The following is a 23731-nucleotide window of genomic DNA, read 5'->3' as shown; positions in this document are numbered from 1 at the left end:
TCGTGCGTGATCCTCAATAAATCGGCGCGCGACGGAAGGCAAAGCACGATTCTGCTTTTGCCGTTCGCGCTTTGGATTGGCTCGATATAGGCAATTCCAGCAAAAGCGTGCCGCGGTTTTGCATCCGGAATTACGCAAGATAACGAGTTGGAGCGTTTCAGCGTTTCCGCTCGGGGAGGAAACGCTCTAGTGTCGGCGTGGAATCGTCGGCCAACGAGGGCTGAAGACGGAAGACCAGGTGAATCAGGAACTCCCGAGGCACGAGAAGATCCGGTTCAGGCGCGACGAGATTGCTGATCTCCGCACCCTGCCTTCTGCCAATGCCGTGCCACCGCTTGGGCGCGCCAGGTTTCGCCGCGGTGCGCGTCTTCTGACGCGTGTTTTGTTCGGCGTCGGTGTACTGGTTATGTTGGCGGTCGGCGGAGTTTATGCCATCGGCGCCAGTGGGATAGGCTCGGAACGATTACGGCAGGCCGCCGAGCAAGCCATCGAGGGGATGGTCGGCGTTGATATTCGCGTTGCTGTAGGGCCAGCCAGCATCACACTCGACAAAGCGAGTTTCCTGGCGCTGCAGGTGCGCGATGTGAAACTGACCGCCGGCGATGGCAAGCCAATGGTGCAAGCCGGCCTTATGCGATTTGGCGTGCGCCTGCTGCCGCTCCTGTCGGGCGAGGTGCAGCTCACCAGCGCCAGGGTTTCCGATGCGAGCCTCTTCGCCGATGCGATGCCCTCGCAGGGGAGCAGCGATTGGGCTGCTTCTCTGCGCAACACGGACGGACTGATTGACCCCGACAAGATCGTCGATGCGGTCTTCGGCGCGGTCCACCAGTCGCTTGACGCGATCCGGCTCGATTCGATCCGTTCAATCGATCTCGATAATGTTGCTGTGGCTCTGTCTCCAACAGGTGATGTGCGGCTTGTGACAGTTGCCGACGCGACCGTTTCGCAATCCGGTCCCGCTGCGTTGCGATTTTCCTCCAAGCTCGATGTCGACGGCCGCAAGCTTGCAGTGGAGGCTTCCGCGGGTCGCGATCCTGCCGCGCGCAAGGTAACGGCTCTCAGGGCTGATATTACGGTGGAGCCGATCGAGGTCGACACCAAGGCAACCGGGCAGGCCGGCGGCAATGTCGGAGCGGTGACGTTGCACCTGGAGGGAACGGAGGGAGAGGGCGATGCGCAGCCGCGGCTCAGCCTCTCCGGTTCCTTGGCCGGTGCCGTACTGGATCTCGGTGCACGTGGAATGTTGCCGGTCGACGCGAAGCTGAAGGCGACCCTGCTAAGGGGTGCCAACAAGATCGGCATCGACGGCCTCGATCTGCGGGTTGGCCGGTCGGATTTCGACATCGAAGGGTCGCTTGGCCCTAAACCGGCGCAGGGTGTTGCTGGCGATGAACCGTCCTATCGTTTCGACCTCGTCAGCAACAAGGCGACGCTGGCGCCGATCGATTCGTCGGAACCAGCACTCGACTTCGTCGGACGCGTCGCCGGCGACTATCGGACTGTGAGCCGCAAACTTGTCGTTCCGACCATCGCGGTCCGATCGGGGGCGTCGGGCGAGGTGCTGGGCAATGCAGCCCTGGAGTTCGTTGCCGGCAAGGCGCCGGGTGTCTCGATGGCTCTGAACGTTCACGACATGCCCGTCTCGCATGTCAAGCAGCTCTGGCCCTGGTTCTCTGCGCACGGGGCCCGCGAATGGGTGCTGGAGAACCTGTTCGGCGGCAAGGTCGTGGAAGCCAGCTTGCAGTATCAGGTGGCGCCCGGACGGGCAGGAAACGGCGTCCCGCTTGACCGAAACGAAGTGTTCGGCCGCTTTCAGCTTGAAGGATCACGCTTCGATACCGCTGGCCAGATTCCACCCATCCGCGATGCCAATGGCGTGGTCGAATTCCACGGCAACGATGTCGACATCTCGCTGTCCAGCGGTACGGTCTACATGCCGAGCGGCCGTCTGGTGGCAGCAAGCAACGGCACGCTCAGCGTCAAGAATGCCAATATCCCGCCGGTCATCGGCGCACTGAACATCGATGTCGCGGGCAATGCCGATGCCATCGCCGAACTGGCTTCTTATGAACCTATCAACGCCATGCGACACGTCGGCTTGAAGCCGGACGAGCTGTCCGGAACCGTTACCGGCAACGTCAGGGCGGATATTCCGCTGCAGAAAGGCATCGATACGTCCAAGCTCGGTTGGCTGGTATCGCTGGATTACCAGGATCTCGCCATCTCCAAGCCGATCGACGACCAGATGGTCACCGGAGCCGACGGCAGCATCGTCGTCGATCCCAAGAGCGCTATCGTCAAGGCGCACGCATTGCTCAACGATATCCCCGCCGAGATCATGCTGGCTGAACCGCTTGAAGCAGATGGGCCGCCACGCTCCCGTCAGGTGACGCTGACGGTCGATGACAAGATTCGGCAGAGTTTGATGCCAGGCCTCTCTGCCATGCTTTCAGGCACGATGAAGATCGCGCTCGACAAGAGCGACAATGCCAATCAGGACGTCGTTGCCGACCTGACCAGCGCCAAGCTGAGTATTCCCTGGGCCGGGTGGAGCAAGGGGCCTGGCGTGCCGGCAACAGTCTCCTTCACCATGGAGAAAACCGGATCGACTACCCGGCTCACCAATTTCGATCTCGATGGCAAGACGTTCGAGGCTCGTGGTGCGGTCGAACTGTCGAACGGTGACCTGGTTTCCGCGAATTTGTCTCATGTGCAGCTCAACCGCGGCGATGACGTCGCCGTTTCGATCAAACGCTCCGGCAAGGGTTATGCCGTCAAAATCAATGGTGACGCACTCGATGCTCGCGCGCTTCTCAAGCAGTTCACCTCGGACACCGACAGCGCCACAAAGGGCGCAGGCGGTGACGCGATCTCGGTAACTGCCGATGTGAAGGCGCTGACAGGTTTCAATGATGAAGTCGTGTCGAATTTCATGCTCGACTACAGCGGCGCGGGATCAAAAGTGAACGGACTGACGGTGAGGGCGCAGGCCCGCTCCGGCGCATCCATCGACGTTTCCAACAACACCGTTGGCGGCCGGCATACGCTGGATATGAAGTCAGCGGATGCGGGCGCGGTGCTTCGTTTCCTCGACATCTACAAGCACATGGAAGGAGGCGCGATCGCCGTGGCGCTGGCCGGCGCGGCGGATGGGCCTATGCGCGGCACGGTGGATGCCCGTAACTTCCAGATCGTCAATGAGCCGAAGCTGGCGTCGATCGTCTCGACGACGCCGACCGGCGACAAGCGCTCGCTCAACCAGGCCGTGAAGGCCGATATCGATACCTCACGCGTTCAGTTCGAGCGAGGTTATGCCGAGATCGTCAAGGGAAATGGCTCTCTCAAGGTGGCAAATGGTGTGCTGCGTGGTCCGCTGATCGGGACCACGTTCCAGGGCACACTCTATGACCAGAACGACAATATGGACATGACCGGCACTTTCATGCCGGCCTACGGCATCAACCGCATCTTCGGCGAGTTGCCGCTGGTCGGCGCGCTGCTGGGCAACGGACGCGACCGCGGCCTGATCGGGGTGACCTACCGGTTGAGGGGGAGTGCCAAAAAACCCGACCTGCAGATCAACCCGCTGTCGGTCATCGCGCCTGGCATCTTCCGCTCGATCTTCGAATTCCGGTGACGCCGATCGCCTTAGGCCGGCCGCACCAGAATGTGTTTTTTCTTGCCGAGTGAAAGCTTTGCAACCTTTTCCGGACTCAGATCCTGGGATGTGACAGAGCGCCGTTCGTCGGTGATCGCTTCATCGTTCAGCCGCACCGCGCCGCCCTGGACGTGGCGGCGCGCTTCGCCGTTGGAAGCGGCAAGTCCGGCCCGCACCAGCAGGGCGAGAAGACCAACCCCGGCCTCCAGCTCGGCGCCAGATACCTCGATCGACGGCAGATTGTCGGCTAGCGCGCCTTCCTCGAACGTTTTGCGCGCGGTCTCGGCAGCCTCTTGTGCGGCAGCGCGTCCATGCACGACTGCCGTCACTTCCGTGGCGAGAATCTTCTTGGCTTCGTTCAGCTCGGAACCACCCAGGGCTTCCAGCTTGGCAATCTCGTTGAGCGGCAGGCGCGTGAAGATCTTCAGGAAGCGACCGACATCGGCATCTTCCGTGTTGCGGAAATACTGCCAGAAATCATAGGGGCTGAAGAGATCACCATTCAGCCAGACCGCCCCCGAGGCGGACTTGCCCATCTTCTCGCCGGAGGATTTTGTGAGCAGCGGCGTGGTCAGTGCGTAGAGCTGCGGGCCGCCCATGCGATGGCTCAGATCGACGCCATTGATGATGTTGCCCCACTGATCGGAGCCGCCCATCTGCAGCACCGTACCATGGCGCCGGCTGAGCTCGGTGAAGTCGTAGCCCTGCATGATCATGTAGTTGAATTCAAGGAACGACAGCGACTGCTCGCGGTCCAGCCGGAGCTTCACGCTGTCGAACGACAGCATGCGGTTGACCGAGAAATGGCGGCCGACGTCACGCAGGAACTCGACATAGTTCAGTTTCAGCAACCAGTCGGCGTTGTTGACCATGATGGCCGGGTTCGAGCCGTCATAGCGCAGGATATTGCCGTAGACTTTCTTGATGCTCTCGATATTGCTCTCGATCTGCTCGACGGTCAGCAGCTTGCGCTGCTCGTCGCGGAAGGAAGGGTCGCCTACCATCGACGTGCCACCCCCCATCAGGGTGATCGCCTTGTGGCCCGTCTCCTGCAGCCAGTAGAGCATTGTGACAGTGATCAGATTGCCGATATGGATCGACGTAGCCGTAGCATCGTAGCCGACATAGCCGCAGATCGGGCCCTTCATGGCCAATGCGTCGAGCCCTTCCGGGTCGGAGATCTGATGGATGAAGCCACGTTCGTCGAGAACGCGCAGAAAGTCGGACTTGAAGGCGGGCATGACTGGATTCCGGAAACAACGAGAAATCAGCGCAGCCCTTGGCGTGCGCTGCTCCGGGCCTTTAGCATCGCCGAGCCTGGAATCACAAGAATATAGGTCGGGAATGCCTCAATTCTGCGCAATCGGCTTGATGAGCGGTACCTCGATGGACGGCATCGACCTCGCCATGCTGCGTAGCGACGGCGAAAATGCACTCAAGCGCGGTCCATCCTTCTTCGTGCCTTACGAGGCGGCCTTCCGTCAGCGCATCGCGGCTGGGCTGGAGGAGGCCAAGGCGATCGTCCAGCGCGAGGAGCGCCCGGGAACACTTGCCGAACTCGAGAGGGAGATCACGGAGAGGCATGCGGATGCCGTGACGCGGTTTCTGGCTGGGGAAGCCGGGAAATGGGGACAGCCCGATCTGATCGGCTTCCACGGCCAGACTGTGCTGCACCGGCCACATCTGGGGCTGACGGTCCAGCTCGGTGATGGGCCGTTGCTGGCACTACGCACCGGTTTGCCAGTGGTCTATGACATGCGCGCCAACGACATGCTGCACGGCGGTCAGGGAGCGCCACTGGTTCCCGCCTATCATGCCGCGCTAGCCAGAACACTGCCTCAGCCGTTTGCGGACGATTATCCGGTCGTGTTCGTCAACATTGGCGGTATTTCCAACATCACCTATGTCGGGGAAAGCGGCGATCCCATCGCCTTCGATACAGGGCCTGGCAATACGCTGATCGATCAATGGGTGTCGCGCGAAGGCGGAGTGCCTTTCGATGCCGGCGGTGCGATCGCCAGCGAAGGTGGCGTGATCGTCTCGGTTGTCGAGCGTTATCTCGATAGTCCCTTTTTCGCGAAATCCGGTCCGAAGTCCCTGGATCGCAACGATTTCACGCTTGATGAAGTCGAAGGTCTGGAACTCGCCGATGGTGCCCGCACGCTAGCCAGCGTTTCGGCTGAAGCCATCCTCAAATCCGCCGACCATATGCCGGAAGCGCCGCGACTGTGGATCGTATGCGGTGGCGGTCGCAAGAACCCGCATATCGTCGGCGACCTGCGCACCGGTGCGCTGAAGGCCGGTGCGCAGGTGATCCTGGCCGAGGATGCCGGCTTCAATGGTGACTCCACTGAAGCAGAGGCCTGGGCCTACCTCGCCGTGCGCGCGGAACGCGGTCTTCCGTTGACGTTTCCAACCACGACCGGCTGCAGCGAGGCTGTGACGGGCGGGCTGATCACGCGTCCGTGAATGGGATTGCCCTATCCCGGATGCTTGCCACGATCTGGCCTCTGGCGTAAGGAAAGCCCGCGTTCCGGTGGACGCGCCGCCATTCCAGAGACGCGTCGGGCCGACCGCGTCGCTCGACATTCGTGAAGTTGTTCGGTCGATCTGATTGCCATGGCGGACACCTTGATCTCCATCGTCATACCAGGCCGCAACGAGGCGGCTAACCTGCCTCTGCTGATCGACGAGATCGCTGCGGCCATGAGTGGGCGCGACTTCGAGGTCATAGTCGTTGACGACGGTTCTACCGACGACACTGCGGCGGTGCTTGCCACCCTGGATGCCGCGCAGCCGTTTCCGGTTCGCCACATCCGCCATGAGAAGTCGTCCGGTCAAAGCCTTGCCGTGCGTTCCGGCGTCTGGGCGGCGCGTGGCGATATCGTCGCAACCATCGACGGTGATGGCCAGAACGATCCGCAATATATCCCGGTCTTGGTCGATGCACTGCGCGAGGCTGGTCCGGAGGTCGGCGCAGCCCAGGGGCAGCGGCTGAAGCGGCGCGACAGCAAGGCCAAGCAGCTTGCCTCACGTTTCGCCAACTGGTTGCGCAACGCAATCCTGCACGACCAGACCCGCGACACCGGGTGCGGGCTGAAGGCCGTGCGTACCGAGATCTTCCGCAAGCTTCCGTTCTTCGACGGCACGCACCGTTTCGTGCCGGCGCTCATTATCCAGGAAGGCTACGGAGTGGTGCATCGCGACGTGGTCGACCGCTCGCGCCGCCACGGCAAGTCCAATTACGGCATCTTCGATCGAGGGCTGCAGGGAGCCGCCGATCTGCTCGGAGTCTGGTGGCTGCGGCGTCGGCGCCGGCGTATGCCAAGGGCAAGGGAAATCACGCATGGATAGTGTGTTCCAGGAATTGGTGACCTGGCTGCATGAAGTCTTCGTGCAGCAGTTCGATGGCTGGGTGCTGCTCGGCTTCATCGCGCAGTTCTTCTTCACCATGCGCTTCGTGGTGCAATGGGTTGCCTCCGAACGGGCCAAGCGTTCGGTGGTGCCGATTGCCTTCTGGTTTTTTTCGCTCGGCGGTGGCGGGCTGCTCCTGGTCTACGCAATACAGCGCCGTGACCCGGTCTTTATCGCGGGGCAGGGCCTGGGCCTCTTCATCTATATCCGCAATCTCTGGCTGATCGCCAATGAGCGCAAGGCTGCCATGAGCAAGGTCGACTGATTAGGCGATTTCGGAGAGTTATCGCATCGATTTTGGAGCAAAAGTCGCGCTCGACCGACGGTCGGCCATGACCGCCAGAGGCAATAATTCTTCGAGATCGCCTCGGATGGCACAGTTGTCCGCGGCGGATCAATCTTTCGGTAGGAGATCAGGCGCGTGGAGATGACCAGGAAATATCTGTTTCTGTTTCTCTTCAGTCTCGTGCTCTCTGCGTCGGGGCTCGCCAGTCTGCCGGTGGTGGACCGCGATGAAGCGCGTTTTGTGCAAGCCACCAAGCAGATGGCCGAGAGCGGGGACTATATGGACATCCGCTTCCAGGAGGCCTCGCGCTACAAGAAACCGATCGGCATCTACTGGCTGCAGTCAGCGGCAGTGGGATTGAGCGGCGAGGGGGCCGGCGCTCCGATCTGGATCTACCGTCTCGTTTCGGCCCTGGGCATCGCCATCGCGGTGGTTGCAACGGCATGGACGGCGACTGTTCTGTTTGGTGCAAATGCCGGCTTGGCCGCCGGTCTGGTGGTCGCAGCCATCTTCGCCACGGCCTTCGAGGGGCGTATCGCCAAGACCGATGCGTTCCTCCTGGCCTGTTGTGTGCTCGCGCAGGGTACATTGGCGCAGATCTATGTTGCGGCACGCCGCGACGAGCCCTCGGCCTCATATCTGCCGTGGCTGTTCTGGGTTGCGCAAGGGGTCGGTATCCTCATCAAGGGACCGATCACCCCAGCATTGTCGCTTGTCACCATCCTGATCCTGCTCGCTTTCGAGCGCGACGCACGCTGGCTGTCGCGGCTGAAGGCCGGACGGGGCTTGCTGCTGACGGCTCTTATCGTCGTGCCCTGGCTTGCGGTCATCACCTGGAAGAGTGGTGGTGCATTCTGGCAGGAAGCCGTCGGCAAGGATCTGGTCGGCAAGGTCGCCGACGGTCAGGAATCGCATGGCATGCCCCCGGGCTATTATTCGCTGACCTATTCGCTGTTCATGTGGCCATTCAGCCTGATCGCGCTCGGAGCAGGGCTGGCAGCTCTCAATCATGTGCGCAGTGACCCACGGCTGCGCTTCTGCCTTGCGTGGTACATACCGTTCTGGATCCTTCTCGAGCTGGTGCCCACCAAGCTGCCGCATTACGTACTGCCGGCCTACCCCGCTGTTGCGCTGCTCGTCGGCTGGCTGCTTACTGCGTCGCCGGAACAGGCGGCCCTGAAACGCTGGCAGACCTGGCTCTATTGGGCGACTGCCTTCGGTCTTGTCGTCGTCACGCTTGGGATCGCGGCGATCGCAGTTGGCGCGCCGCTTTATTTGACCGGCACGTTCAATCCGTGGAGCATTCCTGCGGCCATTTTTGCGCTCGCCGCAGGTTATCTGGCATTCCCACGCCAATCGCAGCTTTCGTTGAATCGCATCGGTGCCGCTGCTGCTGCTGCTGGCGCGACCTATGCGGTGCTGATCGGTCTTATCGTGCCGACGCTGGCGCCGATCTGGTTGACACCACGCATCGTCGCCGCGATCCAGGAAAACAAGCCTTGCGAGAATTCGGTTCTGGCATCGTCTCGATACCATGAGCCGAGCCTGATCTTTATGGCCGGCACCAATACCCAGCTGACCGATACGCAAGGGGCCGCCGCCCATCTGGCGGTGGATCCGGCTTGCGCGCTCGCACTGGTTCCTGTTGCCGACGAGCCAGCACTTCAATCCGCACTGGCAAGTTCAGGCAAGACGGCAACGCGCCTGAAGGAAATCGACGGCACCAATTATTCATCGGGCGACAAACTGGCACTCGGCCTCTACAGGGTCGCCAAGCCTTGACCGTTCGTTAGCCAGACCTTGATGATCTGTCATGATAGCGTCACTCTACCGATGTGTTGCTGCCGCTGATTGGCGGAACTGGGGTAAGGGGCTTTGGGTATGAAGGATGCTGGCGCGCCGTCACGGCCGCTGCTGCAGCGCATGTTTGCGCGCAGCCGGACGAACATGGTCACCACCTTTGCTGTCATTGGTCGCCGTTTTCGCCAACGCCCGGCTCAATATGACCGGATATTCTGGCTGTCCTGGACGATAGGCTGTGTTCTTCTGGCAGGACTGGCGGCCATCTATCTGGATCGAGCTTCAGTGCGCGACTGGCATCCGGTTTTTGGCGCGCTGGCCGAAATGTCCACGCCACTGGGGTTGGGGGAGTGGTACCTCTGGCCCGCTGCGGCATGGGTGTTGGTGGCCAACCAGATCGACTGGTCGCGTCTGGGACGCAAGCAGCTTGTTGCCGCCTACAACCGCACCTCCATTGCGCTTTTCGTACTTGTGGCGGTCGGTTTGCCCGGATTGCTGACCATCGTCCTGAAGATCCTGTTCGGTCGCGCGCGCCCGGCGCTTTACGAAGAGTATGGAGCGTTCTCGTTTCATCCGGTCACGGTGAAAGCCATCTTCGCTTCCTTTCCGTCCGGGCATGCCACGACGATCGGATCGGTCGTGGCCGTGCTGGTGCTTTTGTTTCCGCGCGGAAAATACTGGTTCCTGGTCGTTGGTCTATGGTTGGCCGCAACGCGCATCTTCGTTGGCGCCCATTATCCCAGCGATACCATCGTCGGCTTCGGCCTCGGCTTCGGCCTTGCGGTGGTGGCCGCGATCGTCTGCGCTCGCCTGGGCTTCCTGTTCCGTTCAAACCCGGTCGGCCTGCCCCGCCCCAGACGGACCCTCTGGCGCACGCCAGGAAGCGATGGAGCGTCCGGGCGCCAAATCGTCCACAACGAGCCTGCGTCCTAGCACCAGGCTGATCAGTCGAGCCCGCCATAGCGGCGCACCAGCGCCGCCATATTTGGCGAGTGCGGCGAGGTTTCATGGTCGAGACCGCTCGCCACGCCTTCACGGTCGGCAACAGGCCGGTTCTGGCTGACTTTCCATTTGCCGGTGATGTCTTCGATCGTGACTTCCAGGCCAATGATGCCCTTGATCTGAGCCTGGATGAATTCCGGCGGGGCATCGGTAACCGCCCAGGAATGTTCGCGCCCGTCTTCCTGCTTGCCGGTGAGGTCGTTTATCTGCCGCGCAAGCCACGCGTTGTCGGCTACGACTTTTGCCGTTCCACGCACCTGCACGGTGGCATAGTTCCACGTCGGTACCACCTTGCCGGTTTCACGCTTGGTTTCGTACCAGGACGGCGTGACATAGGCATCGCTGCCCTGGAAGACGACCAGAACCCTGGCTGATGGATTGTCCGCAATCAGCCGCCAGTGTGGATTGGCCTTGGCCAGGTGCGCTCTCAGCACGCCGTGCTTGTCGGTTCCTGCGTCGAGTAGGAACGGGATCGGGTCGGCGACCGGCCCGTCTACGCCACTGGAAATCAACAACCCCAGCGGATGCGCGCGGATCAGTGCGTGCAGGACCTCGAGGCGCGTCTCATTGAAATGCGGCGGCTGATACAAGGGTAAAATCCTTCTGCTCGAGGACTACCCTGAAATCAACGCGGCCCTGAGGCAATACACCTGTTGAGGTTTACGACTGTCTCAGCCCAATTGCGCGAGATGCAACAGCGGAAAAGGCTTTCCGGAGCCGTCCAGTTCGGAACGACCGACCTGCGTGAAGCCGCATTTGAGGTAAAAGGCCAGGGCGCCTGGATTCTGTTCGTTGACGTCCACCTTCAGGCGTCCCTTGAGCGCGACAGCATGGTCGACCAGCTGTTTGCCGATGCCGTGTCCATGATGATCGGGTTCGATGAACAGCATTTCCAGATTTGCGCCGTCCAACCCGGCGAAACCCAGCAATTGGCCATCATCGCCTTCCACCACGTAGACCTCCAGTGCCGGTATGTGCAGATCGCGCAGCCGTGGCTCGAAAAACCGGATGTCGTCCTCGGTCAGGAAATGATGCGTGGCGCGCACCGCGGCAAGCCAGATGTCGACCAGGCGCACAGTATCGCGCTCGGCATAGGGTCTTATCTTCATGTGTAGTCCTGCTGCCGGCGGGCCGGCATGAGCGCGTTCTAACGCAGTCGTTTCGGGCGTGGGTCGGCCAGTTCACCGGCGAGACGGCGATCAAGATAATCCGCGCATTCTTCGATCAGAAGTTCGGCGTCATTGGCGAAGAAGTGGTTTGCACCCGGAAGTGTCTTCTGGGTGATGGTGATGCCCTTCTGGGTATGCAGCTTGTCGACCAGCCCCTGAACGTCCTTGGCTGGCGCCACCTTGTCGGCGTCGCCGTGGATGATCAGGCCCGACGACGGGCAAGGCGCCAGGAAGGAGAAATCATAGGTGTTGGGCTGTGGCGCCACCGAGATGAAGCCTTCGATCTCCGGACGACGCATCAGCAGCTGCATGCCGATCCAGGCGCCGAACGAATAGCCTGCCACCCAGCAGCTCTTGGAATCGGGATGCAGCGACTGCACCCAGTCGAGCGCCGCGGCGGCATCCGAAAGTTCGCCGGTGCCGTGGTCGAATTCGCCCTGACTGCGGCCGATGCTGCGGAAATTGAAGCGCAGAGTGGTGAAGTTACGCTTCTGGAACATATAGAAGAGGTCGTAGACGATCTTGTTGTTCATCGTGCCGCCGAACTGCGGGTGCGGATGCAGAACGATGGCGATCGGTGCGCTCTTTTCCTTGGAAGGCTGGTAGCGACCTTCAAGGCGACCGGCCGGACCGGCGAAAATGACCTCTGGCATGAACAACTCCTGGTGTACGCTCTAGAGCACCGCGCGTTCTCTTTGACGCGCAAAGGGCACTCCAACACTTTGCTAAGGCGTCCGAACAATTCCAACTCCGGCCCTAATCCAAGCTTGACGCAAGGCGAGCGCCTACCTAGAAGCTAGTTTAGAACTGTTCAAAACTGCATGGCCGAGATGTAAGGCTCTGCCATTGCTGCCGCAAGCCGCGTAATAGGACGGCTGGCCTTGGAATTTCAAGGAAATAACGCTTCTCGTTGCGAGAGCGGGTTTTGAAGGGAAAATACCGGGTAAATGGCCGAGCATCGCGCCTATCTCGACTACAATGCCAGTGCACCGCTGCTTCCGGCGGCGCGCGCGGCTGTGGTCGCGGCGTTGGATGCGGCAAATCCCTCCTCGGTGCATGCCGAAGGCCGCGCGGCGCGGCGGCTGATCGAAGATGCTCGCCGCGATGTGGCCGCATTGGTCACCGCCAAGCCGGATCATGTCTTCTTCACCTCAGGCGCCACGGAAGCGGCTGTAACCTTGCTGTCTCCCGATTGGCGCATGGGCCGTGCGGCACTGCGCATGGGGCGCCTCTACGTTTCCGCAGCTGACCATCCTTGCGTACTGAACGGTGGCCGTTTCGCGCCTGAGAAGGTGGTGCGCATCGGCGTGACAGCCGATGGCATTCTCGACCTCGAAGCCTTCGACCTGGCGCTTGCCGGCCACGACAAAACCGAAGGCCTGCCTCTGGTGGCCATCCACGCAGCCAACAATGAGACCGGCGTCATTCAGCCGATCGCCGAGATTGCCGCAGCCGTGAAAGCGGCCGGCGGTGTCCTCGTGGTGGACGCGGTGCAGGCAGCAGGGCGCATTTCGCTCGACATGTCAGCGCCTTACGCCGACTATTTGATTCTCTCCTCCCACAAGCTCGGCGGCCCCAAAGGCATAGGGGCGATCGTTGCTGCCTCTGATTTGATGATGCCGGCGCCTTTGGTTACCGGCGGCGGCCAGGAGAGGGGTCATCGCGGCGGTACGGAAAACCTGGCCGCAATTGCCGGTTTTGGTGCGGCCGCGCGCGAAGCGCTGGCTGGACTTGCCGATATCGAGGCTGTCCGGCAGCGGCGTGACACCATTGAGGCGATCGTGATCGAATTGGTGCCTGACGCCGAAATTTTCGGAAAGCGCGTCGAACGCCTTGCCAACACGACGTTCTTCGCTATTCCAGCCACCAAGGCCGAGACGGCGCAGATTGCTTTCGATCTCGCTGGTGTCGCGCTGTCGGCAGGCTCGGCCTGTTCGTCGGGCAAGGTCGGCCCGAGCCACGTGCTGAAAGCGATGGGCCATGGCGAGGAGGGCGGGGCACTGCGGGTGTCGATCGGTGCTGCCACGACCGCCGAGGATGTCGAACGGTTTCGCAAGGCGCTGGCTGGCATCGTCGCCCGCCGCGCGGCGCGGGAAAGAGCCGCCTGAAAAAGGCGGAAAGAATTCAGGCTTCGGCCTGGTAGAGCCGTGTGTTCCGATTGGCCGGGTGTTTTCTTGGCCGGAGCGCACTATATGGAACTTACGCCGCCAAGCACGGCCCGCATAGGGCCGGCGGTGCCATAGTTTGAAAACGGCCGGGCCTTGACCTCGGCATGGATGGAGAACGCTTATGCCTGCCGTGCAGGAGACGATCGATCGAGTCCGAAAGATCGACGTCGACCAATATAAATATGGCTTTGAAACGACGATCGAGACCGACAAGGCTCCCAAGGGCCTTTCGGAAGACATTATCCGTTTCATTTCCGAAAAGAAGAACGAGCCGGAGTGGATGCTGGAATGGCGTCTGGAGGCGTATCGCCGCTGGTTGACGCTGGACGAGCCGACCTGGGCGCGCGTCGAGTATCCCAAGATCGACTTCCAGGACCTCCACTATTACGCGGCACCGAAGAACCAGTCCGGTCCCAAGTCGTTGGACGAGGTCGATCCGGAACTGCTCAAGGTCTACGAGAAGCTCGGCATTCCGCTGAAAGAACAGGAAATTCTCGCCGGCGTGCAGAAGGAAACGGCGCCGGTCGACGGACTGTCGGACGAAGATGCCAGCGATAACGTCTACAAATCCGGTCGCGTCGCCGTTGATGCCGTCTTCGACTCGGTTTCCGTCGTCACCACCTTCAAGGAAGAGCTGGCCAAGGCCGGCGTCATCTTCTGCTCGATCTCGGAAGCCATCCGCGAACATCCGGAACTGGTGAAGAAATATCTCGGCTCGGTCGTGCCGACCTCCGACAATTTCTATGCCACGCTGAACTCGGCGGTCTTCACCGACGGCTCCTTCGTCTTCGTACCGAAGGGTGTCCGCTGTCCGATGGAACTCTCGACCTATTTCCGCATCAACGAGAAGAATACCGGCCAGTTCGAACGCACGCTGATCATTGCGGAAGAGGGAGCCTACGTTTCCTATCTGGAAGGCTGTACCGCGCCGCAGCGCGACGAGAACCAGCTTCACGCCGCAGTGGTCGAGCTGGTTGCTCTCGACGATGCCGAGATCAAATATTCGACCGTGCAGAACTGGTATCCCGGCGACGCGCAGGGCAAAGGTGGCATCTACAACTTCGTCACCAAGCGCGGCGACTGCCGTGGCCATCGCTCTAAGATCTCGTGGACGCAGGTCGAGACCGGTTCGGCGATCACCTGGAAGTACCCATCCTGCATCCTGCGTGGCGATGAGAGCCAGGGCAATTTCTATTCGATCGCGGTGTCGAACGGCTACCAGCAGATCGATAGCGGTACCAAGATGATCCATCTCGGCAAGAACACCCGCAGCCGGATCATCTCCAAAGGCATCGCTGCGGGTTTCAGCCAGAACACCTACCGTGGCCAGGTCTCGGCTCACCGCAAGGCAACCAACGCGCGCAACTTCACCAACTGCGACTCGCTGCTGATCGGCGACCAGTGCGGCGCGCACACGGTTCCTTACATGGAAGCCAAGAACTCGACCGCCAAGTTCGAGCACGAGGCGACGACGTCGAAGATTTCCGAGGACCAGAAATTCTACGTCATGCAGCGCGGCATCCCGGAAGAGGAAGCCATCGCGCTGATCGTCAACGGCTTCGTCAAGGATGTCATCCAGGAGCTGCCGATGGAGTTCGCCGTCGAGGCGCAGAAACTCATCGGTATTTCGCTCGAAGGCTCGGTCGGCTGACCGTTCAAAAAGATTCAGGAAGAACAAATGCTTGAGATCAAGAACCTGCATGCCCGCATCGCCGATGACGGCACCGAGATCATCCGTGGCCTGAACCTGACGGTGAACAAGGGCGAAGTCGCGGCCATCATGGGCCCGAACGGCTCCGGCAAGTCGACGCTGTCCTACATTCTCGCCGGTCGCGAGGACTACGAGGTCACCGAAGGCGACATCCTCTACAATGGCGAGTCGATCCTGGAGATGGATCCGGCCGAGCGCGCCGCTGCCGGCATCTTCCTCGCGTTCCAGTATCCGATGGAGATACCGGGCGTCGCGACCATGGAATTCCTGAAGGTAGCCATGAACGCGCAGCGCAAGGCGCGTGGCGAGGAGCCGCTGAAGGTGCCCGAATTCCTCAAGCTGGTGAAGGAGGCCGCAGCCTCGCTCGACATGGACATCGCCATGCTGAAGCGCCCGCTCAATGTCGGCTTCTCCGGCGGCGAGAAGAAGCGTGCCGAGATCCTGCAGATGAAGCTGCTCGCGCCGAAGCTGTGCGTGCTCGACGAGACAGATTCCGGTCTCGATATCGATGCCTTGAAGATCGTCTCCGACGGTGTGAACGCGCTGCGCTCACCCGATCGTGCGATCATCGTCATCACCCACTACCAGCGCCTGCTCGATCATATCGTGCCGGACAGCGTGCACGTGCTCTACAAGGGCCAGGTCATCAAGTCGGGCGACAAGTCGCTGGCACTCGACCTCGAAGCCAACGGTTATGCCGGTGTGATCGGCGAGGCTGCGTGAGGGAGCTGTCATGAATGCACATGTTCAACCACAGCTGACACAGGCCGAGACGGCGCTGATCGACGCCTTCGGCGAGCGGCAGTCGCTGCTGCCGGGCGATGGCGAGGTCATGATTCGCCGTGACAATGCCATCGAGGCGTTGAAATCTGGCCTGCCGACGAAGCGTGTCGAGAGCTGGCACTACACCAACCTGCGCACCTTGCTGCCGGCCGTTCCGGCTTTCGATCCATCAGCAAAGGCCAAGGCGATTGCCCCGGTCATCGAGGGTTCGACCGTGGTTTCGGTGCTGAATGGCGCATTGGCGTCCAAGTTCCCGACGGTCGAAGGCGTCTCGTTCGCTCGCCTGTCGGACAAGCTGACCGACGGCAGCTTCGCGCCGGCGCTCGATCTTTATGGTGCTGATGATGTCATCGGAGCGCTGAACACCGCTTTCGTTGCCGATGGCGTGTTCGTTGAAATCGCCGATGAGATTGAACTGGAAAAGCCGATCGAACTGCAGAATGTGCAGGCCGGCGGCCAGAGCCATGTTCGACTGCCGGTTCGTATCGGCAAGGGCGCCAAGGCGATCATTGTCGAGCGCCAGACCGGTGAGGGCGCAGCTCTCACCTCGTCCGTCAGCCAGCTGACGCTGGACGAGGGCGCGGAAGCGACCTGGCTGATCGTGCAGGAGCAGCCGGAAACGGCTTCGCATCTCGCCCAGTTCAAGGCCTGGATCGGCAAGGACGCCAAGCTCACCTTGTTCTTCATGAATGCCGGCGGCAAGCTGGTGCGCCAGGAAGTCGTGGTGGCCACCAAGGGCGAAGGCGCGGATTTCAAGCTGCGCGGCGTCAACCTCCTGGCCGGCGATACCCACACCGACGTGACCATGGTGCTCGACCATGCGGTGCCGCACACCACGTCGACGGAAGTGATCCGTAACGTCGTCACAGGCAAGGCGCGCGGTGTCTTCCAGGGTCGCATCAATGTGCATCAGTACGCGCAGAAGACCGACGCCAAGATGGCCTGCAACACCTTGCTGTTGTCGGATGATGGCGAGTTCTCGACCAAGCCGGAACTGGAGATCTTCGCCGACGACGTCCAGTGCGGCCATGGCGCCACTGTCACCGAGATCGACCACGGCCATCTCTTCTATCTGATGGCGCGCGGCATCGATGAAAAGACCGCGCGTGGTCTGCTGGTGAAGGCCTTTGTCGCGGAAGTGATCGAGGAACTGGAAGACGAGCAGATCGTCGAGACGCTGGAAGGCAAGCTCGACGAATGGTTCGCGACGCACGGGTAGTGAGTAGCGAATAGTGAGCAGTGAGTGGTGGGGAACGATGCAGTTGCCACTCATGCCCACTGCTGACTGACGACTACTCACCATTCACTTTGGGTAGGAAATGGATCACGTGCTGAACACCACCGCTCCCTACGATGTCGAGGCGATCCGCCGCGACTTCCCGATACTGTCGCGCGAAGTCTACGGCAAACCGCTGGTCTATCTCGACAACGGCGCTTCGGCGCAGAAGCCGCAGGCGGTGCTGGACGCCGTCCAGCACGCCTATTCGCAGGAATATGCCAACGTTCATCGCGGCCTGCACTTCCTGTCGAATGCCGCCACCGATGCCTATGAAAAGGCGCGCGAAACCGTGCGGCGGTTCCTGAACGCGCCAAGCACCGACAACATCGTCTTCACCTCCAACACCACAGCCGCCATCAACACGGTTGCATATGGCTGGGGCATGCCGAACATCGGCGAAGGCGACGAGATCGTGCTCTCCATCATGGAGCACCATTCCAACATCGTGCCGTGGCATTTCATCCGTGAGCGCCAGGGCGCCAGGCTGGTCTGGGTGCCGGTGGACGATTTGGGGGCGTTCCACATCGAGGAATTCGAAAAGCGGCTGACCGATCGCACCAGGCTTGTCGCCATCACCCAGATGTCGAATGCACTGGGCACGGTGACGCCGATCAAGGAGATCTGCCGCATCGCGCATCAGCGCGGCATTCCGGTCCTGGTCGACGGCAGCCAGAGCGCCGTGCACATGCCCATCGATGTGCAGGATCTCGACTGCGATTTCTTCGTCTTCACCGGTCACAAGGTCTACGGCCCATCCGGCATCGGTGTGCTCTACGGCAAGAAGGAGCGGCTCGAGGCCATGCGGCCCTTCATGGGCGGCGGCGAGATGATCGAAGAGGTGACGGAGGATATCGTCACCTACAATGATCCACCGCACCGTTTCGAGGCCGGCACGCCGCCGATCGTGCAGGCGATCGGCCTCGGTGCTGCGCTCGAATATATGGAATCGGTCGGTCGCGAGCGGATCGCCGCGCACGAAGCCGATTTGAAGGCCTATGCGCATGAGCGGCTGCGTTCCATCAATTCGCTGCGCATTTTCGGTGACGCACCGGACAAGGGTGCCATCATCTCCTTCGAGCTCAAGGGCATTCACGCCCACGACGTCTCGATGGTGATCGACAGGCAGGGTGTAGCCGTGCGCGCAGGCACGCATTGTGCGCAGCCACTGTTGAAACGCTTCGGCGTGACCTCCACATGCAGGGCATCCTTCGGCATGTACAACACGCACGCCGAGGTCGACGCGCTTGTCGATGCGCTGGAAAAAGCACGGAAATTCTTCGGGTAAGAGCCATGGAAGACGCCGCGATCACTGAAACAGAGACGCCCCAGGCGGTGCCGGCCGAAACCGCTCCCGTTTCGGCAATTCCCGCAGACGAACTGGCGCGCATCACCGACGACATCGTTTCGGCGCTGAAGACGGTCTACGATCCGGAAATCCCGGCCGACATCTACGAACTCGGTCTGGTCTACAAGATCGACATCGAGGACGACCGCACGGTCAAGATCGACATGACATTGACCGCGCCCGGCTGCCCGGTGGCCGGCGAGATGCCGGGCTGGGTGGAAAATGCCGTCGGCACCGTGGAAGGCGTTTCGGGCGTCGAGGTCAAGATGGTGTTCGATCCGCCCTGGACACCCGACCGTATGTCGGAAGAGGCTCAGGTTGCGGTGGGGTGGTACTAGAGGGCCGCGCGTCTGTCGCACGCGCGAAGGACGCTCCAGCACTTTTGCGGGCCGTCTTGCGCGCCTGCGAAAACTTCACCATCTTATAGCTAGAGCAATTCCAGGAAAAGTGCACAGCGGTTTTCCGTCCGGAATTGCGTAGAAACAAAGCCAGAGTGTTTCCGCGTTTCCGTGAAAAACGGAAACGCTCTGGCCTCGTTCAGCGGGCCTTGAACCCGTGTGAAACTGGAGAATGACATGGGACGCTTCGCCGTCATCTCAATGACCGACAAGGCCGCAGAGCGCGTGCGCGAGATCATGGCCACGCGCGAGAACGCGCAGGGCATCCGTCTCGGCATCAAGAAGGGCGGCTGCGCGGGCATGGAATACACGGTCGACCTGGTGACCGAGCCGAGCGCCAAGGATGACCATGTCGAGCGCGAGGGCGCACACGTCTATGTCGCGCCGGAAGCTGCGCTGTTCCTGTTCGGCACCGAGATGGATTTCGAGCGCACCACGCTGCGCACGGGTTTCACCTTCCGCAACCCGAACCAGTCCTCGGCCTGCGGCTGCGGCGAATCGGTGGAGCTGAAGCCTGCCGACCTCAAGGCGCTGGCCGAGGCCCGTGCCCAAAGCGCTGCCTGAGATTTCGCTTCAATGAAAGCGGCTGAGGCGGGTGTGACCTCTGTCCGGCCGCATTGTCTTGCCGACCACACGCAGCTTGCTGTCCTCTTCGAGGCAATGCAACAGCACTATGGCGTCTCGTGCCCTGCGAGGGAGATCATCCTGGCGGACCTCGCCAGCCTTCCGGCCGGCGTCGAGATCCTCGTCGCCGAAGCCGATCGTCTGATCGGTTTCGCCACCTTCTCCACCATCTATCCCGGTCCAGGATTGAAGGGCGGGCTGTTTCTCAAGGATCTGTTCGTCTTGGAAGCCATGCGCGGCAGCGGCGCTGGCAGGTCGCTTTTGCGGGCGCTTGCCCGCCTTGCCGCGGCGCGTGGTCTTTCGCGCGTCGACTGGACTGCGGACAGGAGCAATGCCCGGCTGCTCGCTTTCTACGACGAAACCGGTGCCTCGCGAGAGGAAGAAAAGGTGTTCTTTCGCCTCAAAGGACAGGCACTGGAGGATTTCGCCAGCGAAGACTGACGGTACCCGGGCGGCGTACAGGGAGAGCCGTTCGGTTCGCTGCCCAACCGCAGGTATCTCACTCCACCCACATTCCCGTTCTTCGATGCCAGTCGGCAATTGATTCCTCGGGATAGAGATCGAAGACCTTGTCGCCGTCGCGGATGTCGGGCTCGACCCAGCCGCTCTTGTATTTCAGCATCAGATGGGTGCGCTCCGGCGGCTCAGGCAACTCCGTATCGACGGCCGATGCGAATGGATGCACGAGTTCCGGCCAGGTCGGATCGTAGAGCCACAGTGCCGAACCGCAGTTCCTGCAGAAATTGCGTTCGCCCGTGGAGGTCTCGCATACAGGACGTTCGTCGTCCTGGATCTCTGCGCGATAGACCCCGAGGTTCTCCTCGCCTGTTATCGTCAGCGTTGCCGAAGTGGCCCCGAGGTTGATCGCGTATCCGCCGCCGCCCTGCTGCTTGCGGCAGATCGAGCAATAGCAGAGCTGGTAGGGGGCCGGTGTGTGGCTTTCGACTTCGAAGCGGACGGCACCGCAACGACAGGAGCCTTGAAGTAGCATGGGCATGGCGGTCTCCTCGATTGGACCGGACAATATTGTACAGTCCTGAGCCGAAACCTGTCAGCAGAGCTTTGGTTTCATCGTGACGATGGTCAGGCGCCATGCAATGATCTCGCCATGGACAATGACGCGATCACCGACCTTTTCGCTGGCCTGGGCCCGGTCAGCATCCGCCGTCTGTTCGGTGGCAAGGGCATCTATTTCGACGGCGTCATCGTCGCCATCGAACTGCGCGGCGAACTGCTGCTGAAGGCCGATGCCGAACTCGGCCAGGAATTCGCAGCGGCCGGCTGCACGCAATGGACCTATGTCGGCTCGCGTCATGGCAAGCAGGTGGCGATGCCGTATTGGACCTTGCCGGACGGTGCCGCCGACGATCCGGACGACATGGCTGCCTGGGCAAGGAAATCCTACGACGCTGGCCTGCGTTTGGGAAAGTAAATTACCGCAAGCCAGCGTCTGGAATCAGCCGCAGGAAAAGGCGTTCATTTTCTTTTCGAAATCGATGTCGACATCGGATGTCAGCTTGCCGTTGAGGGCATAGCCTTGAAACACGGAATAAGCGGCTGACGCCGTAAAGCCGTGGTTTTCAAGGAATTTGACGTTTTCCGTTTCCGCTCCCATCGAACCCAGCTTGTCGAACCGGGCGTACCATTTGCTGTAGGCGGTGTAGGGTTTCTTGTTGTAGGGCGCTTTGCTCTGCAGGCCGTCGTCGATCCACTTCCTGAAGCTTTCCTGCTTCAGGAAAGCCTTGCCTTCCTTGATCTGCCTGGCCACCTGCTGCTCGTAGGCCGTGCATTTGGTCGCTGCCTGGCTGTTCGCCACGCCCACGAGCAGCGTCGCGACGCCCAACGCCACGACGGTCAATTTTCCCTTGATCGGCATTCTGTCCTCATTCCTGCGCTGCCCGCCCAGGACATCGTCATCACACTTGCATGCCGGAGGGAAGCAGGGGCGCGGAAGCCGATGACCTTTTCTACAGGGCCTTGGCGACCCTGGCCGCGACTCGGGCGTTGTTTTCGACCAGCGCGATGTTGGTCTTCAGGCTGCGGCCGTTGGTGAGTTCCAGGATCTTGCCGAGCAGGAACGGCGTGACGGCTTTGCCGGTCACGTTCTGCGCTTTCGCCGCCTTCTGCGCGGCCTCGATATAGCCGGCCATCTCGGCCGCGGGGATCTCGTCGGTCACCGGCACCGGATTGGCCACCAGCACACCGCCATCGATGCCAAGCGCCTGGCGGGTCTTGAACAGTTTGGCGATCTTTTCGGGTGCATCCAGCGTCAGCGGCGCCCGGAAGGGTGATTGCCGCGACCAGAAGGCCGGCATCGTCTCGCAGCCATGACCGATCACCGGCACGCCGCGCGTTTCCAGGACTTCCAGCGTCTTTTCGATGTCGAGGATGGCCTTGGCGCCTGCCGACACCACGATCACCGGCGTGCGTGCCAGCTCGTCGAGATCGGCCGAGATGTCGAAGCTTTTTTCGGCGCCCTTGTGCACCCCGCCGATGCCGCCGGTGGCAAACACCCTGATGCCGGCCATATGCGCGGCGATCATGGTGGCGGCCACGGTCGTGCCGCCCGTGCGGCCTTCGGCGACGGCGAAGGCGAAGTCGGCGCGCGACAGCTTCATGGCGTCGCCGGTCATGGCAAGCGATTCCCGTTCGCCGTCGGACAGGCCGATCTTGATGCGGCCGTTGACGACCGCGATCGTTGCCGGCACTGCGCCTTCATCCGAAATGATCTTTTCGACATTGGCCGCCATCGCGCCATTGTCGGGGTAGGGCATGCCGTGGGTAATGATGGTCGATTCCAGCGCCACCACCGGACGGCCCGCTTTCAGTGCCTCGGCGACGGGAGCGTGGATGTCGATGTAAGGGCGGGCGGTTTCGAGGATCATGAGATGTCTCCGGTTGGCGTCACGCGGTTCGCGAACAGCCGTTCAAGAATGGGATTTGCCGTCCTCATGCCACTTCCCGCGCTTCCGGCACAAGGGTCAGGGCTGCGGCAAAGGATGCCTGCGTGAATTCGGGTACCGCGAGCGGGCTTTCGATAGCGAGTCCTGCTGCTGCGACACCTTCGCGCAAGGCGACGCGCAGCGGCAGCCCGCGCAGCAGCGCTGCGGTGGTGGCTCCCGCCAGCGCATCGCCTGCGCCGGTCACGTCGACCACGGCCCTCGGCGGAGGCGGCGAGATTGCAAAGGCGCCGTTCATGTCAAAACCGAGCGCAGGGCGGTCTCCTGCCGTCACGACGCCGCCGCGCATGCCAATGCCACGCAGGCCCATTACCAGATCTTTCTCGGTCGCCTCGCGCGAAAGGCCGGTCAGCGCTGCCGCCTCGCGACGGTTCATGAACACCAGCGTCGGCCGTTCGAACAGCGAGGCGAGGCGCACCACCTTGGCCGGTGAAATGGCGATGACGAAAATTGGTCGGTCTGCGGCCAGCACCATGAGACGCTCGAGCGCCGCGGTCGGCAGGTTCGCATCGCAGAGCACCGCATCCGATGCCTCAACCGCGCCGCGAATGTTGGCGCGGCGCATCTGCTTTGGGAAAGCCAGATCATAGAGCCCCATGTCGGCAAAGCCGACCATAAGCTCGCCCTCGCTGTCGAGGATGGCCGTGTAACTCGGCGTGGCACGGTCAAGGAAGGTGACCGAGAGATCCTTGATGCCGGCCTGCGTGATTGTCCGCGCGACCGTCTCGCCCGCGGTGTCGCCGCCGCGCACCGACATCAGTGCGGCGGAGACACCACGTCGCACGACTGTGCGCAGTGCATTGAAGACGCCGCCGCCGACGTCCTCGCGCATCGTTCCGGGATTGGACGCCGCCGGCACATAGGGGCCGCTCACCTGACCGCGTCGGTCGATATGCGCGCCACCAGCGGCGAAAAGCTTCGGCATGGGGCTCATGCACGCACCGCGATGCTAGCGGTCGCGTTATGGTTCGTTGCTGTGGCCTTGCCGAATCGGCGACCGCCGCATCGCGCCAATGTGATCTGCGCGCGTGAGGACGCCTCACGGCCGCCTGCTGCAAAACAAAAAAAGAACAAATTGGAATTTAACATACTTTTCAAGGTATTGCGGTGTCTTGCCAAAACGGAACAAAAAGG

At 61.5% G+C, this 23731-nt stretch carries 23 protein-coding genes; 15 read left to right on the top strand and 8 right to left on the bottom strand.

The annotated features are described in order from the left end of the window. Positions 1-238 precede the first annotated feature (238 nt). Entirely contained in the window at positions 239-3637 is a 3399-nt protein-coding gene (locus ACFJIU_RS14820) for a DUF3971 domain-containing protein (RefSeq protein ID WP_379072702.1), read from the top strand. Positions 3638-3648: 11 nt separating this feature from the next. Here ACFJIU_RS14820 and tyrS read toward each other — a convergent pair whose 3' ends face one another. After that, positions 3649-4899: a tyrosine--tRNA ligase gene (gene tyrS / locus ACFJIU_RS14815; protein ID WP_379072700.1), complete on the bottom strand. Its 1251-nt coding sequence runs from the start codon at positions 4897-4899 to the stop codon at positions 3649-3651. 130 nt (positions 4900-5029) lie between these two features. Here tyrS and ACFJIU_RS14810 point away from each other — a divergent pair, with 130 nt between their 5' ends. The 5 genes from ACFJIU_RS14810 (at position 5030) to ACFJIU_RS14790 (ending at position 10091) form a co-directional block, all read left to right on the top strand. Continuing rightward, positions 5030-6127 carry an anhydro-N-acetylmuramic acid kinase gene (locus ACFJIU_RS14810; protein WP_379072698.1) on the top strand — a complete coding sequence of 366 codons (1098 nt, stop codon included), beginning with the start codon at positions 5030-5032 and terminating at the stop codon, positions 6125-6127. Between the two features lie 150 nt (positions 6128-6277). Further along, positions 6278-7012: a glycosyltransferase family 2 protein gene (locus ACFJIU_RS14805; protein ID WP_379072696.1), complete on the top strand. Its 735-nt coding sequence runs from the start codon at positions 6278-6280 to the stop codon at positions 7010-7012. Further along, complete coding sequence (locus ACFJIU_RS14800) at positions 7005-7337, top strand: lipid-A-disaccharide synthase N-terminal domain-containing protein (protein ID WP_326891432.1); 333 nt, start codon at positions 7005-7007, stop codon at positions 7335-7337. Before ACFJIU_RS14805 ends, ACFJIU_RS14800 begins: the two co-directional genes overlap by 8 nt. 162 nt (positions 7338-7499) lie before the next feature. Continuing rightward, positions 7500-9140, top strand: coding sequence for an ArnT family glycosyltransferase (locus ACFJIU_RS14795; RefSeq protein ID WP_379073103.1), 1641 nt, complete (start codon positions 7500-7502; stop codon positions 9138-9140). Positions 9141-9239: 99 nt separating this feature from the next. After that, entirely contained in the window at positions 9240-10091 is an 852-nt protein-coding gene (locus ACFJIU_RS14790; RefSeq protein ID WP_379072694.1) for a phosphatase PAP2 family protein, read from the top strand. Positions 10092-10102: 11 nt separating this feature from the next. On the opposite strand, the gene ACFJIU_RS14785 is transcribed toward ACFJIU_RS14790, so the two are convergent. The 3 genes from ACFJIU_RS14785 to ACFJIU_RS14775 all read right to left on the bottom strand — a co-directional run bounded on the left by ACFJIU_RS14785 (position 10103) and on the right by ACFJIU_RS14775 (position 11982). Next, a complete protein-coding gene (locus ACFJIU_RS14785; RefSeq protein ID WP_379072692.1) occupies positions 10103-10750 on the bottom strand; it encodes an FMN-binding negative transcriptional regulator in 648 nt (215 codons plus the stop codon). A gap of 81 nt (positions 10751-10831) precedes the next feature. Next, positions 10832-11269: an acetyltransferase gene (locus ACFJIU_RS14780; protein ID WP_379072690.1), complete on the bottom strand. Its 438-nt coding sequence runs from the start codon at positions 11267-11269 to the stop codon at positions 10832-10834. A 38-nt stretch (positions 11270-11307) separates the two neighbouring features. Next, a complete protein-coding gene (locus ACFJIU_RS14775; RefSeq protein ID WP_054313999.1) occupies positions 11308-11982 on the bottom strand; it encodes an alpha/beta hydrolase in 675 nt (224 codons plus the stop codon). A gap of 294 nt (positions 11983-12276) precedes the next feature. Between ACFJIU_RS14775 and ACFJIU_RS14770 the strand changes: the two genes are divergently transcribed. The 8 genes from ACFJIU_RS14770 to ACFJIU_RS14735 all read left to right on the top strand — a co-directional run bounded on the left by ACFJIU_RS14770 (position 12277) and on the right by ACFJIU_RS14735 (position 20078). Then, positions 12277-13437, top strand: a complete 1161-nt coding sequence (locus tag ACFJIU_RS14770) for a cysteine desulfurase family protein (RefSeq protein WP_379072688.1) — start codon at positions 12277-12279, stop codon at positions 13435-13437. A gap of 181 nt (positions 13438-13618) precedes the next feature. After that, positions 13619-15148 carry a Fe-S cluster assembly protein SufB gene (sufB, locus tag ACFJIU_RS14765; RefSeq protein WP_379072686.1) on the top strand — a complete coding sequence of 510 codons (1530 nt, stop codon included), beginning with the start codon at positions 13619-13621 and terminating at the stop codon, positions 15146-15148. Positions 15149-15175: 27 nt separating this feature from the next. After that, the gene (gene sufC / locus ACFJIU_RS14760) at positions 15176-15931 is read left to right on the top strand and encodes a Fe-S cluster assembly ATPase SufC (RefSeq protein ID WP_379072684.1); all 756 of its coding nucleotides are present in this window, start codon (positions 15176-15178) and stop codon (positions 15929-15931) included. A 10-nt stretch (positions 15932-15941) separates the two neighbouring features. Continuing rightward, positions 15942-17210: a Fe-S cluster assembly protein SufD gene (gene sufD, locus ACFJIU_RS14755; RefSeq protein ID WP_379072682.1), complete on the top strand. Its 1269-nt coding sequence runs from the start codon at positions 15942-15944 to the stop codon at positions 17208-17210. 109 nt (positions 17211-17319) lie between these two features. Then, entirely contained in the window at positions 17320-18555 is a 1236-nt protein-coding gene (locus tag ACFJIU_RS14750; protein WP_379072680.1) for a cysteine desulfurase, read from the top strand. A 5-nt stretch (positions 18556-18560) separates the two neighbouring features. Continuing rightward, complete coding sequence (locus tag ACFJIU_RS14745) at positions 18561-18953, top strand: SUF system Fe-S cluster assembly protein (RefSeq protein ID WP_144223857.1); 393 nt, start codon at positions 18561-18563, stop codon at positions 18951-18953. Between the two features lie 237 nt (positions 18954-19190). Beyond that, positions 19191-19577, top strand: coding sequence for a Fe-S cluster assembly scaffold SufA (gene sufA / locus ACFJIU_RS14740; RefSeq protein WP_379072678.1), 387 nt, complete (start codon positions 19191-19193; stop codon positions 19575-19577). A 12-nt stretch (positions 19578-19589) separates the two neighbouring features. Beyond that, positions 19590-20078, top strand: a complete 489-nt coding sequence (locus tag ACFJIU_RS14735; RefSeq protein ID WP_379072676.1) for a GNAT family N-acetyltransferase — start codon at positions 19590-19592, stop codon at positions 20076-20078. A 58-nt stretch (positions 20079-20136) separates the two neighbouring features. Here the strand turns inward: ACFJIU_RS14735 and ACFJIU_RS14730 are convergent, their stop codons facing one another. Further along, positions 20137-20634, bottom strand: coding sequence for a GFA family protein (locus ACFJIU_RS14730; RefSeq protein ID WP_379072675.1), 498 nt, complete (start codon positions 20632-20634; stop codon positions 20137-20139). A 111-nt stretch (positions 20635-20745) separates the two neighbouring features. Here ACFJIU_RS14730 and ACFJIU_RS14725 point away from each other — a divergent pair, with 111 nt between their 5' ends. Then, entirely contained in the window at positions 20746-21069 is a 324-nt protein-coding gene (locus tag ACFJIU_RS14725; RefSeq protein WP_379072673.1) for a TfoX/Sxy family protein, read from the top strand. Positions 21070-21093: 24 nt separating this feature from the next. On the opposite strand, the gene ACFJIU_RS14720 is transcribed toward ACFJIU_RS14725, so the two are convergent. From ACFJIU_RS14720 to ACFJIU_RS14710, 3 genes are all read right to left on the bottom strand, one after another. Further along, the gene (locus ACFJIU_RS14720; protein WP_379072671.1) at positions 21094-21513 is read right to left on the bottom strand and encodes a hypothetical protein; all 420 of its coding nucleotides are present in this window, start codon (positions 21511-21513) and stop codon (positions 21094-21096) included. Between the two features lie 91 nt (positions 21514-21604). Further along, positions 21605-22522, bottom strand: coding sequence for a pseudouridine-5'-phosphate glycosidase (locus tag ACFJIU_RS14715; RefSeq protein ID WP_379072669.1), 918 nt, complete (start codon positions 22520-22522; stop codon positions 21605-21607). Between the two features lie 64 nt (positions 22523-22586). Continuing rightward, positions 22587-23531, bottom strand: a complete 945-nt coding sequence (locus ACFJIU_RS14710) for a carbohydrate kinase family protein (protein ID WP_379072667.1) — start codon at positions 23529-23531, stop codon at positions 22587-22589. Positions 23532-23731: the final 200 nt, after the last annotated feature.

This window comes from Mesorhizobium sp. UC74_2 (genome assembly GCF_042701485.1).
GTDB lineage: Bacteria > Pseudomonadota > Alphaproteobacteria > Rhizobiales > Rhizobiaceae > Mesorhizobium.
The sequence above is the reverse complement of the archived record's forward strand: the minus strand, read 5'-3'. Positions and strand labels throughout refer to the sequence as shown.